18 protein-coding genes and 1 pseudogene are annotated in these 17,903 nt (G+C 61.8%); 8 read left to right on the forward strand and 11 right to left on the reverse strand.

All coding sequences use genetic code 11. From position 1 onward, the window contains the following. Positions 1–165 precede the first annotated feature (165 nt). Positions 166–1,212 (forward strand): SDR family NAD(P)-dependent oxidoreductase, encoded by a 1,047-nt coding sequence (locus B0G80_RS32090; RefSeq protein ID WP_258879093.1) that lies wholly within the window; start codon positions 166–168, stop codon positions 1,210–1,212. Positions 1,213–1,341: 129 nt separating this feature from the next. Beyond that, the gene (locus tag B0G80_RS32095; RefSeq protein ID WP_116121907.1) at positions 1,342–1,638 is read left to right on the forward strand and encodes a YciI family protein; all 297 of its coding nucleotides are present in this window, start codon (positions 1,342–1,344) and stop codon (positions 1,636–1,638) included. A gap of 125 nt (positions 1,639–1,763) precedes the next feature. Here B0G80_RS32095 and B0G80_RS32100 read toward each other — a convergent pair whose 3' ends face one another. After that, positions 1,764–2,369, reverse strand: a complete 606-nt coding sequence (locus B0G80_RS32100) for a TetR/AcrR family transcriptional regulator (protein ID WP_116123799.1) — start codon at positions 2,367–2,369, stop codon at positions 1,764–1,766. A 130-nt stretch (positions 2,370–2,499) separates the two neighbouring features. Between B0G80_RS32100 and B0G80_RS32105 the strand changes: the two genes are divergently transcribed. Continuing rightward, on the forward strand, positions 2,500–3,423 hold the full coding sequence (locus B0G80_RS32105) for an NAD-dependent epimerase/dehydratase family protein (protein WP_116121908.1): 924 nt from the start codon (positions 2,500–2,502) through the stop codon (positions 3,421–3,423). Between the two features lie 2 nt (positions 3,424–3,425). Beyond that, entirely contained in the window at positions 3,426–3,770 is a 345-nt protein-coding gene (locus B0G80_RS32110; RefSeq protein WP_116121909.1) for a DoxX family protein, read from the forward strand. Between the two features lie 305 nt (positions 3,771–4,075). Here B0G80_RS32110 and B0G80_RS32115 read toward each other — a convergent pair whose 3' ends face one another. The 5 genes from B0G80_RS32115 to B0G80_RS47365 are packed head-to-tail and all read right to left on the reverse strand — an operon-like array spanning position 4,076 to position 7,217. Beyond that, the gene (locus B0G80_RS32115; protein ID WP_116121910.1) at positions 4,076–4,576 is read right to left on the reverse strand and encodes a hypothetical protein; all 501 of its coding nucleotides are present in this window, start codon (positions 4,574–4,576) and stop codon (positions 4,076–4,078) included. A 49-nt stretch (positions 4,577–4,625) separates the two neighbouring features. Further along, on the reverse strand, positions 4,626–5,153 hold the full coding sequence (locus B0G80_RS32120; protein ID WP_116121911.1) for a hypothetical protein: 528 nt from the start codon (positions 5,151–5,153) through the stop codon (positions 4,626–4,628). A 9-nt stretch (positions 5,154–5,162) separates the two neighbouring features. Beyond that, positions 5,163–5,783 (reverse strand): alkyl sulfatase C-terminal domain-containing protein, encoded by a 621-nt coding sequence (locus B0G80_RS47355; protein ID WP_258879094.1) that lies wholly within the window; start codon positions 5,781–5,783, stop codon positions 5,163–5,165. Positions 5,784–5,799: 16 nt separating this feature from the next. Continuing rightward, on the reverse strand, positions 5,800–6,303 hold the full coding sequence (locus B0G80_RS47360; RefSeq protein ID WP_258879095.1) for an alkyl sulfatase dimerization domain-containing protein: 504 nt from the start codon (positions 6,301–6,303) through the stop codon (positions 5,800–5,802). Then, entirely contained in the window at positions 6,303–7,217 is a 915-nt protein-coding gene (locus B0G80_RS47365) for an MBL fold metallo-hydrolase (RefSeq protein WP_258879096.1), read from the reverse strand. The genes B0G80_RS47360 and B0G80_RS47365 overlap by 1 nt, the downstream gene beginning before the upstream one ends. A 480-nt stretch (positions 7,218–7,697) precedes the next feature. Between B0G80_RS47365 and B0G80_RS46140 the strand changes: the two genes are divergently transcribed. The 4 genes and pseudogenes from B0G80_RS46140 to B0G80_RS32145 all read left to right on the forward strand — a co-directional run bounded on the left by B0G80_RS46140 (position 7,698) and on the right by B0G80_RS32145 (position 9,871). Next, a complete protein-coding gene (locus tag B0G80_RS46140) occupies positions 7,698–7,907 on the forward strand; it encodes a hypothetical protein (protein ID WP_181920105.1) in 210 nt (69 codons plus the stop codon). A 65-nt stretch (positions 7,908–7,972) separates the two neighbouring features. After that, a pseudogene (locus B0G80_RS32135) lies at positions 7,973–8,282 on the forward strand (LysR family transcriptional regulator); the annotation flags it as partial. A gap of 429 nt (positions 8,283–8,711) precedes the next feature. Continuing rightward, a complete protein-coding gene (locus B0G80_RS32140; protein WP_116121912.1) occupies positions 8,712–9,047 on the forward strand; it encodes a hypothetical protein in 336 nt (111 codons plus the stop codon). Between the two features lie 557 nt (positions 9,048–9,604). Continuing rightward, the gene (locus tag B0G80_RS32145; protein WP_116121913.1) at positions 9,605–9,871 is read left to right on the forward strand and encodes a hypothetical protein; all 267 of its coding nucleotides are present in this window, start codon (positions 9,605–9,607) and stop codon (positions 9,869–9,871) included. 43 nt (positions 9,872–9,914) lie between these two features. Here B0G80_RS32145 and B0G80_RS32150 read toward each other — a convergent pair whose 3' ends face one another. Genes B0G80_RS32150 through B0G80_RS32170 form a run of 5 tightly spaced genes read right to left on the reverse strand, consistent with a single transcriptional unit; the run spans position 9,915 to position 17,803 of the window. Beyond that, a complete protein-coding gene (locus tag B0G80_RS32150; RefSeq protein WP_116121914.1) occupies positions 9,915–11,270 on the reverse strand; it encodes an ATP-binding protein in 1,356 nt (451 codons plus the stop codon). After that, entirely contained in the window at positions 11,267–11,980 is a 714-nt protein-coding gene (locus B0G80_RS32155) for a response regulator (RefSeq protein WP_106282327.1), read from the reverse strand. The genes B0G80_RS32150 and B0G80_RS32155 overlap by 4 nt, the downstream gene beginning before the upstream one ends. Before the next feature lie 21 nt (positions 11,981–12,001). After that, positions 12,002–15,136 carry an efflux RND transporter permease subunit gene (locus B0G80_RS32160; protein WP_116121915.1) on the reverse strand — a complete coding sequence of 1,045 codons (3,135 nt, stop codon included), beginning with the start codon at positions 15,134–15,136 and terminating at the stop codon, positions 12,002–12,004. Then, positions 15,133–16,242: an efflux RND transporter periplasmic adaptor subunit gene (locus B0G80_RS32165; RefSeq protein ID WP_116121916.1), complete on the reverse strand. Its 1,110-nt coding sequence runs from the start codon at positions 16,240–16,242 to the stop codon at positions 15,133–15,135. The genes B0G80_RS32160 and B0G80_RS32165 overlap by 4 nt, the downstream gene beginning before the upstream one ends. After that, positions 16,232–17,803 (reverse strand): efflux transporter outer membrane subunit, encoded by a 1,572-nt coding sequence (locus tag B0G80_RS32170; RefSeq protein WP_116121917.1) that lies wholly within the window; start codon positions 17,801–17,803, stop codon positions 16,232–16,234. The genes B0G80_RS32165 and B0G80_RS32170 overlap by 11 nt, the downstream gene beginning before the upstream one ends. Between the last annotated feature and the right edge of the window lie 100 nt (positions 17,804–17,903).

Here is a 17,903-nt window from a genome sequence, read left to right on the forward strand (position 1 = left end):
CCGCCAGCCCGGCCACACGGCATACCCCAGCGGGGGGCTGCGGTAGCCATTCAACGGGATTGTGTGTTCTATAGACATGGACGAAGTTTACGCGGTCGATCACGACAGCGCACTCGCCGATCGCGCCAACGGCGTACGCAATCATTGGCGCGTTTGGCAGTTTGATTGGCGCGTTCGGCGAGTGCGCGTGACGCGACTCGACGGCAAAGTGCTGCTTATGCCAGTGGTGCCGTCAAATCACGTGCGCCAGGCTGGTTATTCATCATTGCAAACGCGGCATGGCGCGATTCGATGATTTTACCGGGCTGGTTGCAGCAGTCGTCAGATACTGCCAGCGCCGACCGCGAACTACTCATCCCGGCCTGCATGGCTGAGACAACATGCCGTATCTTTGGGGAAGCACACATGAAAAAAACTGTCCTGATTACGGGCGCATCGTCGGGTTTTGGATTGATGCTTGCCAATCACCTCCATCAACAAGGTTTCAATGTGATAGGCACCAGCCGTGAGCCGGAAAAATACGCGGGTAAGGTGCCATTCAAACTGTTGCGCCTGAACATCAATGAAGACGGCTCCATCGAAGCGTTTGCCGACGAATTGTTCCGACACATTAGACAGCTGGACGTACTGGTTAATAATGCAGGTTACATGGTCACAGGGATCGCGGAAGAAACGCCAATCGAATTGGGGAGGCAACAGTTTGAGACCAACTTCTGGGGCACGGTCAAGGTGACAAATGCCTTGCTACCAAAGTTCCGGGCACAGAAGCAGGGGCAGATTATCACTGTCAGTTCCATCGTAAGTCTAATCGGCCCCCCGAACCTGTCGTATTACGCTGCTTCCAAGCACGCGGTTCAGGGGTTCTTCAAGTCGTTACGTTTCGAACTGAATCAGTTCAACATTAAAGTTAGCATGGTGGAGCCGGTCTGGTTCAAAACCAACCTTAGCCAGAATGCTGTCTCCGCGGGCAGCGGCAGTATCGCGGACTACAACACATACCGGAAGCAGGTGACAGCCGCGACGCAAAAAGGCATAGACGAAGCGGAAGCACCAGACGCGGTTATCAATACCATTACTCGGCTGATTAACGCCAGTGAACCGAAATTCAGTAATCCTGTCGGAAAAATGACAGGCATGATTCTTTTCCTTCAAAACTACGCACCAAAAATGTTCGAAGGTTCAATACTGAAGAGCGTAACAGCCGCGAAATGAAGCTACCGGCGCTCATCAATCCTTCAGTTACGCGACACACTACCCGACGAAAGAAAATCAGTTGGCAAAACCGCAGTCGGCGTGAATTTGGGAATGACAGTCAATTTGCTAAATGAGAGGACTTTAACGATGAAATATTATCTTTGCAAATTTATTCCGCCGCGTGCGGATTTCCTCGCGACGATGTCTGCCGGTGAAAAGGAATGGATGAGGCAGCATGGAGTCTTTCTGAACGAGCTCCTCGATAAAGGGCTGATCGTCGCTCATGGGCCCGTGATTGATGACGCTGGTGGCTACGGCGTATCGCTCTACCAGATCGCCGATGATCAGGATATTTCCGCGCTGACATCGGAAGACCCGATCGTGAAGAACGGGGTTGGTCATTACGAACACTACACCATGCTTCATTTGACAACGCGTGGTTGAAAGCCCCAGCGGTTAGCGGGGCGCATCAACTGTCGCCGTTTGACAACCTCTCATGGCGAATTCACCCGCTCGATCCAACGCAACCCTTCAGTTCGCCGTGTGAACAGACAAAGAAATCAGTACCTTCAACGAAGCGCAGCCGCCACCGCCTCGTCAATCTGCAGCGCGAAGCGCGCGTCAACATCGGGCACGCTGTAGCCAATTGACAGTTCCAGATACGCGTCGCCCAGCACCAACTGAACGAACGTTGCTGCCCGCAATGCAGCAGTCGGCTCATCAAATCTCTTCCGCAGAATTCTTGCGGCGAACGCACGCACGACCTTTGCACCATTTTCGTAGAACACCTGACCGAGTTCCGGAAGGCGCTCGGCCTCAGCGACGATCGCCCGGTAAAGCCGCAGGTAATCCGGCGCGATCAGGCTTCGTGCGAGCAGCCATCCCAACTCGTGCAACTCGACTTCAGGCGATCCATCGGATGGCTCGTGCAGAGCGCCCGCAAGAAGTCCGCCGATCTCAGCGCACATCGAGCTCACCAGACCCACGAAGAGTGCCTCCTTCGACTTGAAGTGGCGGTAGACCGTCTGTTTGCCGACGCCAGCGGTCGCCGCGACGTCGTCCATCGTGGCGAGACCAAAACCCTGGCTTAAAAAAACGGCTTTCGCGCCGTCGAGGATCGCGGACCGCTTGCGGCGTTGCAGCGGGCTCAGGTCAGGGGAAGAGAAAGCGTTCATACGGCATAGATAGCAGATCATCGAACGGTTGACAAGACTGGGCAGTCTCGTTTACCTTTGTCGAAACGAGACCGACAAGTCTCGTTCATCTGATTTATCGATTTCACAGGCGATCATCAAGGAGAGCGCTTTGGAACTGTTCATTACGGGTGGTACGGGCTACATCGGGCAAGCGGTCGCGCGCAAGGCAATCAGCCTCGGCCATCAGGTGACTGCGCTGGTGCGCCAGGACAGGTCATCGGCCGCCAGCGCGCTGGCGCGTCTCGGTGTGAAACTGCATGCGGGCGACCTGCGTGAGCCGCAGTCTTTCGCGGCGGCTGCCGGTGCCGCCGATGGCGTGGTGCACGCCGCGTCGACCAACGATGCTTCCGCCGCTGCTGTTGATGAGGCTGCGGCGGTAGCGATGCTTTCGCATTTGCGTCCGGGCGCGGCATTTGTCTATACGTCGGGCACCTGGGTCTACGGCAATACGGTGGGAGGGCCCGCGACGGAAGCATCGGCGCTGAACCCGACACCGCTCATTGCCTGGCGGCCCGCCGTGGAGCAACAGGTGCTGGCGCTGGCAGCGAGCCGCTCGATCGCCGCAGCGATTCTCAGACCGGCGATGGTGCACGGCTACGGCGGCGGCGTCTTCGGCATGCTTGCGGGCATGGCCCGTAAGACCGGCAGTGTGAGGATCGTTGGCGATGGTCGTAATCACTGGCCCGCCGTTCACGTCGATGATCTCGCCACGGCTTACCTCAGCGCGATCGAGCAGGCGACAAGCGGGGAGGTGCGAGTCGCCGGACAGATCTTCAACGTGGTCACGGAAGATGCCGTTGCTGTTGCCGAGATGGGTGAAGCGATCCGGGCGTCGGTCGGCGCCGATCGCGTCGAACTCTGGCCGCTCGCCGATGCGCGCCAATCGCTTGGACCGTTCGCTGACGCACTGGCGCTCGACCAGGCGATCAGCGGCCAGCACGCCCGGCGAGTGCTGACGTGGGAACCCCACGGCCCCGGCCTGATTGCGGACCTCTCTTCACAAGCGCACTTTCAGCAAAGCAACGGAGCATGACGATGGCGTGGAACAGCTTGTCTTTCGAATCGATTCTCGCGACGATCCTGGCGGTTCTATTCGTGATTGCCGGGGTGATCAATCTCTCACGACGCGGCGCGGCAAAACGGGACTTCGCGCGCTGGGGTTACCCGGCGTGGCTTCAGTTGCTCTGCGGCGCGCTCGAACTGCTGAGTGCGGCACTTCTTCCCTGGCAGCAAACCAGAGTCTTGGGCCTGACGCTGGCCGGAGCGGTCATGATCGGCGCGCTCTTCACGTTGCTACGAAACCGGGAGCCGTTCGGGCATCTCGCCCCGGCGCTGGTCTTCTCGGCTCTGATTGTGGCCACCTTGGCGGTTCGCGGTTGAGGCTTCCGCGACACCGCGCGAATGAGCCCGAGACGCTGACATGCCGCGCCGGCAATCCGCGCTGCAGGTACTTGAAATACACACGCGGATTGCGGCATTGGAGCAACTTCAGTTGACCATGTGCTTGATAGGTCCTGCTTTTGCCGCGATGGCCACGCGCTCCATTTTCACGTGCTGTGTGCAGCGGCCCAGATTCGATGGCAATGCCGGCCGCCCCTGACTAGCGGTCCCGTTCTTCTGCTTCTTGAAGCGGTGTGTTAGCGGCTCACCGCCGGCAGTTCACACAAGTTTGTTCATCCAGACCGTTAAGGCATGGGCCCGAAGAAAATCGCGCTCAGCTTTTTTCGGCCGATCACCCGCGCAAGTTCAGCAATCACGCAATACATAAAGATCAGCGTTGCGAGGAGGATCTGGACGGCCCAGAAGCGAGGCCAACTGACATCGGCCCAGAGTTGCGCATTGGCCGCGACGAGACCGGGCGCTTCTTTCCAGTAGTCATAGAGCCGCTCAAAGTAATGAACGATGAGCGCGACGGCCGCATACATCAACGTCTTCCAGCCGACGTTCCAGACAAGCGGCTTGTCGGGAAAGCGATTGATGAACGGCAACATGTCCGCGACCAGAACGGATTTACCCAATATCAATGACGCGAGAAGCACCGAAGTCGACGTAGGCAGCGAGATACCCGAGCCTCTGATCATGAGCGCCCTGACAATCGCGACGATGTGAAGGATGATGAAAAAGAAGATCGTCGGCGGAAGCGTTTTCATGAATTCATGCTTGATCTTGCCCGTCAGCGTACCCATGATGCGCTCCTCGCCAGCCGCCCTGACCTATCCGCACGCTCAACACGCCTCAGCAATCATCGGTGACGGCCGGCTCCGCAATCGCGAGCATCTGCGTTAGCGACCCGGTGGAACTGGCAGGCGTGTCGATCATGAACAGCGATTCGCGCAAAGCCAGCTCAATATCGAAGCGTTGTTCCAGCCACGCTCGCAGGCCGGCCTCGGACATGATGACGATGTTGCTGCGTTTCGCTTCATCGGTGGTCGTCACGTCAGGCATTTCGGGGACAACGTCCGGGTCGAAGCCATTCGTGGTCGCATGAAAGAAACCCCACGTGTCATTTTCAATAAGCAGCACATGGAAGTCGGGGAGCGCCAACAGCGCGTCTTCACTGTGAGCCGCTTCGATGCGTGCCTGAAGCAGGTTCAACGCTTCGACGGCGGACATGCGCATGCGCACCGCGGAGAGCGCGCCCCCCGTGGTGTCGATCGGCTCGACAATCCCCGCATCAATCGCCTTGCGGGTCGCTACCGCGACGGTCAGCGCAAGAGGATGACCAACGCCGAAATCAATCTTGAAGTTGCAGATCGCGCACATGGTTTCACCTCAAGGCGTGACGATGTTGAACCAGAAATCGAAGTTGTCGAGCCAGGACACGAACTCGCCAAGCTTCTGGCTATTGCCGTCGATTTTGGCGCTGCCCGCCATCACCAGCTTCTGCATGTTGGTTTGCCCCATCATGATGCTGTTGAGGTCCGCGCGCGTCATGGTGACCGTTGCGTCCGCTGATTTCGAGGTTCTGTCTTTTGAATAGTGCAACGCGCTGTTCTCGACGCCCAGCACGCAGTTTTCCTTCGTATCGGTCAGTACGAGATTGAACGACGCCGTCTTCCCGTTCGCTCGCTCACCATTCAGCCGGATACCAAGGTAGTCGAGGAACATGTCGAGCGGCATGGCCTGAATGGTATCCGGGCTCTGCGGCGCGGGCGCCTGTCCCTTCCTGACGCCGTTGCGCAATTCCATGGCTCCCGTCAGATAGAAGTTGCGCCAGGGCGCAGACTCCGACTGGTAGCCAAGCTGCTCATAAGCGTCCGCCAGCAGCTGTTTGGCAGCGGTGTTTTGCGGATCCGCGAACACCACGTGGTTGACGACTTCCGCCACCCATCGGTAGTCGCCCTGATTAAACGAATCGTGCGCCCTTCGCAGAACGGCAGCCGCTCCACCCATGTACTCGACATACCGCTTACCGCTTACCGCTGTCGGTCGGCTGCAAGCGGTGCAGATTTGCGGGCACGCCGTCAAAGAATCCAAGGCGCAGGTTGTACTGCGCGACGGCATCGTGATAGACCGTGCCGTAGTAGCTCCGGCAATACCAGTGCTTCGCAAGGCTGTCCGGCAGACGGACTGCCTCGCCAATCTCGAGCGGCGTCTGGCCCGTGTTGGCCATGCGCATGACCTGGTCATGCAGATAGCGATACATGTCGCGTTGCGCACGCAGGAAAGCATTGATCCGGTCGTTGCCCCAGGTAGGCCAATAATGCGAGGCAAAGAGGACCTGCATATCGTCGCCGTGCAGATCGAGCGCCGTTTGCAGGTACTTGGACCAGAGCAGCCCATCACGAACTTTTGCGCCTCGTAACGTGTACAGATTGTGCAGCGTGTGAGTGGCATCTTCCGCCGCGCAGAACGCCTTGAACTTCGGCAGATAAAACATGAACTCAGAAGGCGCCTCCGATTCCGGCGCCATCAGAACCTCAATGTCCACGCCGCGAGCGTCAGTTTCTGGCCGGTCTTTTCTGCAAACATGGAGGGCACCGCCAGCGTGATAGTACCGACCGAAGTCGTCTTTCCCAGACCACCATCGACAATCCCCGTCGGGCTGCGCGGTAGCAGTGAGCCATACATGTAGCTGGCGCGACGCCCCATCGCATTGCCGGCGATGATGTTCTCGCCGACGGCAGCTTCAGTGAAACCAACCGGCGCCACAATCTGCACCTTGCCCGATTTCAGATCGTCGTCACTGACGAGGCCTCGCACACCGCCATAGTGATCGACATGGCTGTGCGTGTAGATGACGTGAGTGATCGGCTTGTCGCCAAGATGCGGAATGACGAGCTGCTTCCACACCGTCGAAGCTACTTCGGTCGTAATAAAAGGATCGACGACAATATAGCCGTGATCTCCCCGAATAATGCTCATCACGGAGAGGTCGTAGCCGCGCACCTGCCAGATGCCGTCGACCACCGTGTAAAGCCCGTGATTCATGTTCAGCTTGGCGTTGCGCCAGAGGCTCGGATTGACCGTTGATGGAGCGTTGTTTTCCGGGCCGCCGTGTACAAACGCGAACTGCTGAAGGTCCCAAGCCGGAAATTCGCCTTGCCCCTTGATGATGACCGGCTCGGGGAGCGTGGCGATGAGACCGCGCTTTGCGTCTTCAAAGTCCTGGGCGTCAGCGAAAGAAAGAAAATCGGCGTATTGCTTATTCAATGCAATGGTCGAGGGCGACGCGGGCTTTGAAGCAGGACTGGTTGAGTTTGTCGACCCGGCTTGCGCAAGCGTTTCGCCAACTGCCCCGGAAAATCCGGTTGCCACGCCGACAACCGCCACGTTTTTCAGGAACGCCCTGCGTGCTCCAGGCTTTGCCGCATCCGATTGGGACATGCCCACCTCCGGTAATTAGGAAAAGCGGACGCTCAATGGCCTTTGAGAGTGGCCTGCCCGCCCTCTTACTGATCCAGAAAACTCGATGGATTAATTAACTGCCAGCTACGTATTCAGTAATCTGTAGCGTCGTTCGCCTGTAGCAGGCTTTTTGGCCTATGTCCGCGTGAATCGGCAATCAAGGAAGGTTATGCGATTGTCACAGGCCTCCAAGTCGTATTGACCGACTGATCCAATGCCCGCAACTGATAACGTATAAATGACCGGCTAACGATATTGCGTTTAAAACGCGATTCAAACGTCCGCAGTTTCTAAACATAGGACAATTTTTCGATATGTCTCACATTTTTTGCGTCAACTTCGTTGCGTGGTAATTCGCAATATCGGAAGTTATCTGGAATTGGCGCCCTACGATACGTAGGCTACCGGATCAATCGGGTCGCCTTCCGCCTCGCCGAACGCCGGGCTCGGAACGTAAGCATGTACGAACAGTTGTTCAAACGTGCGCGCCCGGCGCAGCGGGTCTTGCGAGAGCAGCTTGCCGTGCTTCTCAGCGAGACAAGCAGGATCGCCTGCGGCGGAGCCGTTTCGTTTAATTCTGCGAACCGTTTCCGTGGATGGCGATTGCGATGCGGATTACAGAGCCTGCTCGACACCCGCAATCACATCGACCCGGTTCTGACGCGATAGACCTCCGCCTGAAAACATCTCAGCCACAACACGGACTTCACGAGCCTTCAAGGAGAAGCAGCGGCATGGGCCGGATGGCGGCAATGGAAACCTATGTCAGTGTGGTGGAGGCGGGTTCGTTCTCGGCGGCCGCAAAGCGGCTCAAACTCGGGCAACCGGCCGTGTCGAAGTCGATCACGCAGCTCGAAGAGCGACTCGGCGTGCGACTCCTGTTGCGTTCGACACGCGGACTGACGCCCACCGACGCAGGTCAGCGCTTCTACGAGCACGTGCGGCGCGCAATCGAAGAAGTGGACCTTGCAGAACATGTCGCGCGCGACGTGTCGACGGGGACTCTCCAGCGTGCTTCGCGTCAGTGCCGCGGTGACCTTCGCAATCGCCGGCAAGTGCTGTCGGTGTATAGATTAATTGCTTCGACGAGCAGGGGCCGCGCAATGCAAGGACTTTAATTAGCATCCCGGAAGCAATTGCAAATCCGCTATGCACCGATCCGCCGACAGCCTTACGAAATCAGGTCCACCAGAATTTCTTCCATTGCCTTTGCGCTAACGCCCTCATGTCGCCATAGCCGCGAGTTATCGCGCTCTGGTGACATTCAACCGCGCACGGGGCGCGGCCACCGGCGTTTCCCGTGCCGGCCGGGCGTTCAACTCGAACGACCGGCAATCCGACGACGAATCTGCCTAGCGCCGAAAAAACACCCTCTGCAAGGCTGAGTACGCGGCACGTTAAGTGCTCCATTCGTGATCAAGCAGGCGGCGATCGTCTGCGTCTTTATTCCGGTCCAACCAAGGAGGACGAATCATGAATAAGGCAACCAGCACCTTAATCGCGGCCGTCGCCGCACTCGCTCTGTCGGGCGGCGCTTTCGCGCAAACAGCCGGAGGCTCCAGCGGCGCAGGCACGTCAGGCAGCACCGCTAGCCCGGCGAACCAGACGAACCAGATGAACGGCGCAGCGGGTGGCTACGGCACGCCAAGCGGCACCAATTCCGCTAGCGGCATGGCCACCCGGCAGGCGCCGAACTCCGGCCTGCCGAGTGGGAACAGCACTTCGACCTCCGGCACCAGCGCGCCTAAGACGAGTAACACACTGGCCACCCCAAGCGTCGTGTCGCCCGCCGCCGGCCAACAGCAGTGATCATGTCGGTTCGCTTGAGGACCAACCGTCGGCGACGACTCCACAAAGGACGTCGCCGAATGAGATCCATAAGCGTCGGTAGCGTTATTCGAGAGCAATTGTCCGGCGCGTCAATTCAGACACCGTGTCCGCGCTTACGGAGGACGTCCAACCAGAGCTATCGCCGCATGATCCTGTGCAGTTGAAGACTCGCCGCCAACTGGCGAGTCCCCGCGCTTTAACTTCCAATCCGATGAACCCGCGGGCGCAACCGCCGCAGAGCGCATTTTCACGCGACCGACAATCTGCGCGTGCAATCCGGCCATCGGCATCGCGCTTTTTATCCTATTGTCGCCAATGCGGCTTATATTGATGTCAGGCGTGTTCCCGCATCAACAGGATTCCGCTTGAGCGCGATCCCCGCACTGGTGCTGGCCATCGTGGCCGCGAGACGGGTGGTCGCAGCATGAAATACGCGGCACGCACGCGCCCTGGTAGGATGCCCATCGCACGCCTTTGGTGGAGTCCGGTTCACTGTTGCTCCTCACGCAGCCTGTCCTTTCGTCACGAGAACCATCATGCCCGTCCAACCCGACAAAGTCCCCGCTGCCAGCGCCCCACCGCACAAGGCCCCGCGCAAGGTCATGCCGATCGCCGCGCGCAATCTTCTGATGGTGGCCGTGGGCGTCATGGTGTTCGCGATCGTGGCGACCGTCGTGCTTTACGGTCCGATTACGTACGGCGACCAGATTCCGAACTTCGGCATCATCCTCATGCTGACCGTGCCGGTGATCGCGGGCGTGGCGTTCCGGGTCGGACTGGATGCGTGGTTCGACCGGAAGTGAACGACGGCCGCTTCAAGCGCACACCGTTTGAAAGCCGCCGCGTCTAGCGTGTCGACGCGCCAAGCGGCAGCACCACCCACACCTCCAGCCCGCCACCTTCGCGCGCATGAAACTCCAGACTGCCGCTGTGCAGGCGCGCGATTCGCTCGACGATCGCCAGTCCCAGCCCGGTGCCGCCGCTGTGCGTACGCGCATTGCGGCCGCGCTGGAACGGCGCCTTCAGTTGCTCCAACTCCTGCGCTGAAAGACCTTTGCCGCGATCGCCGACTGCAACGTACACCGCCTCGCGCGTGGCCCAGCTTCGCACTGCCAGTCCGCTTCCGCCGTACACGATCGCGTTCTGCATCAGGTTCATCAGCAGCCGCATCATGCTGATCGGCCGATACGGCACAGCGGGCAACGTCGCAAGGGATAGCTCGAACTCGTGCCCCAGCCCCGCGAAATCCCCCGCCAGCCGTTCGATCAGCGCATTGAGATCGCCAGGCTCCGGCTGCTCGCGCTCGCCGCTGCCCGCGTAGTCCATGAACTGCTGCAAGATCGTTTCGATCTGATCCAGATACGATTCAGCGGCGACCACGAAGCCGCTGTCGCTGCCACTGGGCATGGCCATGGCCATCGAAAGACGCAGCTTGGTCAACGGCGTGCGGATGTCGTGCGAGATGCCCGCGAGCATCAGCGCGCGCGTCGCCTCGGCTTGTTGTAACGCCTGCGTCATCTGATTGAACGCGCCGCTCACCGTGGCGATTTCGGCGGGGCCGTCGGTCGGCAATGGCGCGGGCGTTTCACCGGCGCTTACGCGGCGCGCCGCGCGCGTCAACTCCTGGAGCGGCCGGTTGAGGTGGCGCTGGATCAGGTAGCCGGTCAACGCCGCCAGCGCGCCGAGTCCGAGCGTCAGCACGATGGCGGCGTCGAGTCCGTTGCCCTGCGCGTCTTCGGGAACGGGCAGCGCGATCCAGTACGGCGCTTGCGGTGCATCGGCCGGCGCATGCATGCGGATCCACAGTCGCTGGCCGCCCAGCGTTTGCCAGCGCGCCGGCATGTCGGCGGGCAAATGCGCGCGCAAGCTCTCAAGAAACACGTTGCGCTGATAGGTGCGGTACGCGCGCATGAGATTCGGCGGCGGCGCGGTGGCGGCTTCGTCCGGCGCCTGGGCGCGGGCGTCGAGGCGCGCGCTCAAGCCTTGACGCGCCGCGGGCGGCGTGGCCGCGAGCAGATTGTCGAGCGTCGTCACATAAGTGGCGAACACGGCCGCCGCACGCTCGACGCGCGGCCGCTGCACATAGTGGATCAACACGCCGAGCGCGCACACCTGGCTCAGCATCACGAGCGCGATCAGCAGCGCGATATTGCGCGCCAGCAGCGTTCTGGGCAGCAACCTTTGCAGCAGCGAGCGTGTCATGAGTCGACGTCCGCGACCAGCATGTAGCCGACACCCCACACGGTCTTGATGAAGCGCGGCTTGGACGGATCGTCCTCGACGATCTGCCGCAGCCGCAGCACCTGCACGTCGATGCTGCGATCGAGCGCATCGTGCTCGCGGCCCCGCGCGCGCGCCAGCAGATTGTCGCGGCTCACCGGCCGGTTCGGCGACGACGCCAGCGCGACCAGCAGCAGCATCTGCGCGGAGTGAATCTCCAGCAACTCGCCCGCGCGCGACAGCTGCTGCTTCACGATATCGAGCGAGAAGTCGCCGAAGCTCACGCTTTGCGACGTCACGGTGACCTCGCCCGAGGCGATCTTCTGGCGTCGCAGCAGCGCGTTGATACGCGCCACCAGTTCACGCGGCAGGAACGGTTTGGCGAGGTAGTCGTCGGCGCCGGTTTCGAGGCCGACCACCCGGTCGAGCGGATCGCCCTTCGCGGTCAGCATCAGGATCGGCAAGGTCTGCCCCTGCTCGCGCAAACGGGCGCAAATAGCCAGGCCGTCCTCTTCGCCGATCATCAGATCGAGCACCAGCAGATCGAAGGGCTCGCGCTCCAGGTAACGGTCGAGGCGCTTGCCGTCTTCGGCGACGCGCACGTCGAAGCCGTGGCCGCGCAGAAAGCGCTGCAGCATATTGCGCAATTCGACTTCATCGTCGAGCACGATGATTTTGGCGGGGCGATCCATGCGAAGGCTCCTCGATTCAGGCTAGGCGTCGGGCGGCGTTGCTTTCCGTGCCGCATGCCGTTCGCCCAGACGCTGCAACAGCACATAAAACGACGGAATGAACAGCACGGCAATGCAGGTGGAAGCGAGCATCCCCGAAAATACCGCAATCCCGAGCGAGCGGCGCGCGCTCGCACTGGCGCCGGTGGCGATCACGAGCGGCACCACGCCGAGAATAAATGCGAACGAGGTCATCATGATCGGCCGGAACCGCAGGCGCGCGGCTTCGATCGCCGCCTCGGTTATGGCGACGCCCTGCGCGCGCAGATGCCGCGCGAATTCGACGATCAGAATCGCGTTCTTCGCCGACAGCGCGATCAGCAGCACGAGACCGATCTGCGTGTACAGGTTGTTGGCGGCGCCGAGCGCGGCGAGTGTGCCCGCCGTGCCGAGCAGGGCCAGCGGCACCGCCAGAACCACGGCGATGGGCAACAGCCAGCTTTCGTATTGCGCGGCCAGCACGCAGAACACCAGCAGCACACCCACGGCGAACACCCAGTACGCCGAATTGCCGACCAGTTTCTCCTGATACGACATCGCGGTCCACTCATAGCCAATGCCCGCTGGCAGAATACGCGCGGCTTCCTGCTCGAAGGCCTTGATCGCGTCGCCCGTGCTGTAGCCCGCCGCCGGATTGCCGTTGATGGCTGCGGCCGGAGCGAGGTTGTACAGCGTCGCCACTGCCGGGCCGACACTCGTGCGCGCGTCGATGAAGGTGCCGAGTTCGACCATGTGGCCGCTGTTGCTGCGGATCTGCAAGCGGCGAATGTCGTCGGTTTCGCGGCGGAATGCGCCGTCGGCCTGCACGAACACCGGGAACGTATGATTGAAAGTGGTGAACTGGTTCACGTAGCTCGAGCCGACATAGTCCTGCAGCAGATCGAACACATTGCCGACCGGCACTTGCAGCGACTCCGCCTTGGCGCGATCGAGCGTGAGTTCGACGGTCGGCACGGACGCGCGGAACGGGCTGAACACGCGCTGCAATTCGGGCCGTTTCGAGACGCCGGCGATCAACGCGTCGGTCGCGTCCTGCAAGCGCCGATAGTTTTGCGAGCCGTCGGTCAGCATGACCTGCATCTGCACGCCGCCGCTGTTGCCGAGGCCCTGGATAGGCGGCGGCACGATCACCACGGAGCGGATGTCCGGCAGCTTCGCCAGCTCGCTATTCATGCGCAAATAGAGCGAGCGCAGGTCTTCGCCTTTGCCGCGCTTGCTCCAGTCGTCGAGCGTCACGTAGATCAGCGCGGAATTCGGCAGCGAGGCGTTGTTGTCCAGCGGCGAGATGCCGCCAATCGACACCACATGGCTCACGCCCGGAATCGCGCCGATGCGTTTCTCGATCTGCGTGCTCGCCTCGCGCGTGCGTCCGAGCGAAGCGGCGTCGGCGAGTTGCGCGGCGATCAGCACGTAGCCCTGATCTTCGAGCGGAATGAAACTGGTGGGTATGCGCGTCAACAGGAAAGTGGAGCCCGCGCCGAGCAGCAGGGCGATCACCAGCGCAATCCCGCAGCGCGCGACGAACCACGACACGACCCGCACGTAGCCCTTTTCGACGCGCGCGTAACCCTTGTCGAACACGCGATACACGATATTCGGTTTGCCGGGCCGCGCATGCCGCAGCCAGCGCACGCTTTGCACCGGCTTGAGCGTCACCGCGTTGATCGCGCTGATCACGGTGGTGGCGACGACCACCAGAGCAAATTGACGGTACATCTGCCCGGTCACGCCGCCGAGAAACGCCGACGGCAAAAATACCGAGACCAGCACCAGCGTGATGCCGATGATCGGCCCAAGCAGTTCATGCATCGCGTCGATGGCGGCCTGCTTCGGCGTCTTGCCCTGTTCGATATGCTGCGTGATGCCTTCGACCACCACGATCGCGTCGTCCACCACGATGCCGATGGCCAGCACGATCGCGAACAGGGTCAGCAGGTTGATCGAAAAGCCAAGCACGTAGATTGCACCGAACGTGCCGATGATGGTTACCGGAATCGTCGTGGCCGGCACCAGCATCGCGCGCCAGTTCTGCAAAAACAGCAGGATCACCGCGAGTACCAGCAAGGCGGCTTCGAACAGCGTCTTGTACACGTCGATCACCGATTGCCGCACGAAGGTGGTCGTATCGAACGGCAGCTGATAACTGACGCCTTTCGGCATGTCTTTCGCGAGGCGCGCCATGGTCGCCTTCACGGCATTGCCGACTTCCAGCGCATTCGCTTCGGGCAACTGATAAATGGCGATGCCCGCGGCCGGCTTGCCGTCGAGATTGAAGAACTGTCCGTAACTCGACGAGCCGAGTTCGGTACGCCCTACGTCGCGAATCCGCACGAAATGGCCGCCGTTATCCGGATCGGCCTTGACGATGATGTCGTCGAATTCGCGCGGATCGGAGAGCGCGCCGTGCATCGTCACCGTGAGCTGGAACGCCTGGCCGCCCGAGTTCGGCTCGGAACCGAGTTGGCCCGCGCTCACTTCCCTGCTCTGGCTCTGGATTGCGTTCATGACATCGGCGGCGGTCAGATTGCGTTCGCTCAGCTTCTGCGGATCGAGCCATACGCGCATGCTGTACTGCCCCGTGCCGAACACGGTTACGTCGCCCACGCCCGGCAAACGCGCGAGCGTGTCGCGCAGATAGATCACCGCGTAGTTGCTCAGAAACAGCGAATCGTATTTCGGATCCGGCGATTGCAGCGTGTAGAGTTGCAGGATCGCGGTCGAACGCTTGCGCACGGTCACGCCCTGCTGCTGCACCGCCTGCGGCAGTTGCGCGGTCGCCGCCGAGACGCGGTTCTGCACCAGCACCTGCGCCTTGTCGACATCCGTACCGACGGCGAATGTGACGGTGAGCGTATAGGTGCCGTCGTTGGTGCTGGTCGACTGCATGTACAGCGCGTTTTCCACGCCGTTGACCTGCGTTTCGATCGGCAGCGCCACGCGGTCGATCAGCGTCGCGGCGCTGGCGCCGGGAAAGCGCGCCACCACTTGCACGGTGGGCGGCGTGATGGGCGGATATTGCGCGATGGGCAGATTGATCAGCGCGACGGCGCCGAGCAGCATCACGATCAGCGCGATCACATTGGCGAAGACCGGCCGCTCGACGAAGAAGCGGATCATGACTGGCCTTGCGTGTCCGCGGCCACCACTTGCACCCTGGTGCCCTGCGCCACCGCTAGCGCGCCGCCCGTCACGACCTGATCGCCGGCGTTCAGGCCCGACGTGATCGCGCGCAGCGAGCCGAACAGTCCGCCCGTCACCACCGCGCGTTTCTCGATCACGCTCGCGCTGTTCACGATCAGCACGAAAGCGCCGGCCTGTTCGCGCAGCAATGCGGTGTCGGGCACCAGCAAGACGTTTTGCGGCGCGCCGGCGGGAATATGCACCTCGACCGACATGCCGGGAATCAGATGCGCGTCTTTGTTCGCGATGTCCGCACGCAGTCTAAGCGTGCCACTATTGGCGTCGACCCGCGTATCGACGAATTCCAGGGCGGCATCCTCGCCCTTGCCGGCCGGCGCGCCGCGCACGTTCACCCGCACCGTGCGCGGCGGTTTGGTGAACAGGCCGATGCGGTTCGCGTCGCGTTCGTTCAGCGTGAAGTTCACGTACACCGGCTGGATGCGATCCAGCGTGGCGAGTTTGGTGGAATCGGACGCGCCCACCAGATTGCCGACGTCGAACGACCGCGCGCCAATACGTCCCGCGAACGGCGCGCGAATCTCCGTGTAGCCGAGATTGATGCGCGACATATCGCGTTTGGCGAGCGCCTGGTCGCGGGTGGTCTGCGCTTTCTGCAACGACGACTCCGAGGTCGCGTTATCGGCCGTGAGCTGCTTCTGGCGGGTCAATTCCTGTTCGGCGTTGACGAGCTCGGCCTGGTCGTAAGTGAGCTGCGCGCGGTACGTGTCCGGCTCGATGCGGAACAGCAACTGCCCTTGCTTGACGTTGGCGCCGTCGCTGAAGCCGATTTCCTTCAGCACGCCCTGCACGCGCGCCACCAGCGTGACGGTGGCGGAAGGCGCGACCGTGCCGCTCAGATCGAGCTGTTCACGCACCTCGCGCGGCTGCGGGCGCATCACGCTCACTTGCGGCACGGGCGCAGTGTGGGCGGCCGGCGCGTTGCCGTCGCGGCAGGCGGCCAGCGCCATGGCGAGCACGATGCATATCCCCACCGCCACACGTCTGGCTATCAGACCGTTTTCTGCCATTTCGTTATTTCCCATTCTCGGGCTCGCCTCCGCTCGCGCGCGCCAACGCGGAATTCGCGGGCGGGTTCAACAGGCGGCCCCAATCCGTGCGCCGCGCCATCTGCTCGGCAATCTGTCCGCTCACCACCTGCTGCCCTTGCGCCACTTCCCAGCCTCCGCCGAGCGCGCGATACAGCGCCACCGCGGCGATCGCGGCGAGCCCCTGGTTCTGCGCGAGCGAATCGCCGTCACGCAATGCCGAGCGCGACGCGTCGAGCACCGTGTCGTAAGTAACGGAGCCTGAGCGATACTGCGCGTTGGCCAACCGCAGCGCGCGCTGCGAGGCGTCCGACGCGCGCGCCGACGCGGCCAGCGCGTCGAGCGTGGTGCGCAGTCCGGCAATCGCATCTTCCACTTCTTTCTGCGCCTGCAGCACCGTGTTCTGATAGTCGAGCACGGCCTCCTGAAAGGTCGCGTCCTGAATCCGCACGGCGTTTTTCAATTGACCGCGATCGAAGATCGGCAGCGTGATGCCCGCGGAAAAGAGGCCGATGGTTTTGCCGCCCCACTGCGTCAGTCCAATGCCATGCTGTTCGCCCGACGACAGCCCGAACAGGCCCGTCAACGACAAGGACGGATACAGCTTCGCCTTGGCCGCGCCGATCAGCGCCGATTGCGCCGCCGCGTTGAGCGCGGCCTGGCGCACGTCGGGCCGGCGCCGCAGCAGATCGGCGGGAATGCCGACATCGATCTGCGTGGGCGGCACGGGAATCGCGCTGCTGCCTTTGAGTTGCGCGTCGACGGCGTCGGGCGGATCGGCGAGCAGCACGGCCAGCGTGTCGCGGTCCTGCGCTCGCGCCTTGATGAGCGGCGGAATCTGCGCCTCGGTTTCCGCCACCAGCGTGGCGGCCTGCTCGACATCGAGCTGGCTCGACGCACCATGTTTGTAGCGCGCCTGGGTCAACGTGAGACTCTGCTGGACCGACTTCAGATTCTGCTGCGCGACGACGATGCGTTGTTCGAGCGCACGCAGATCGATGTACGCATTGGCGACGTCGCCGAACAGCGACACCAGCGCGTTGTCATACGCGGCTTCCGACACGCGCAGTTGCGCGCGGTCCGATTCGATCTGCCGGCGGTATTTGCCCCAGAAGTCGATCTCCCAGCCGGCATTCACGTGCAAATGCTCGGCCCACAGATGGGCGGGCGGAATCGGGCCGACGCCGCTCGTGTTGATATGTTCGGCACCCACCGACACGCTGCCCGACTGCGGCAGCAGATTCTCCGTACTGGTCGCGAGCTGCGCGCGCGCCTTGAAGATATGCAGGCCGGCCACTTGCAGCGACAGGTTGCGCTCATACGCGCGCTGCTCCAGCGCGGTGAGCACGGGATCGTTGAACGCGTTCCACCAGGCGGCTTGCGCGGCAGGTGTCGCCTGCGCCGCGCCGGGCAGACTTTCGAGCCACTGGTTTTCCAGCGTCGCTTGTGGTTGCTTGAAATCCGGGCCGACGCTCACGCAACCGCTCAGCGCCGCGCTGATCGATACGACGATCGACGCGCCGGCGATACGCAGATAGCGGGACGTGGCAGGTTTCATCGCACGTTGTTATTGGCTCGGAGGACGGCCGACGGTTCGGCGGGACGGCTCGTGCGCCGGCGGCAGACCGCGCCGCGCCACGGCCCCATGGTCCCGCCAA

Origin of the sequence: Paraburkholderia sp. BL6669N2 (genome assembly GCF_003387275.1) — a bacterium.
Classification (GTDB): domain Bacteria; phylum Pseudomonadota; class Gammaproteobacteria; order Burkholderiales; family Burkholderiaceae; genus Paraburkholderia.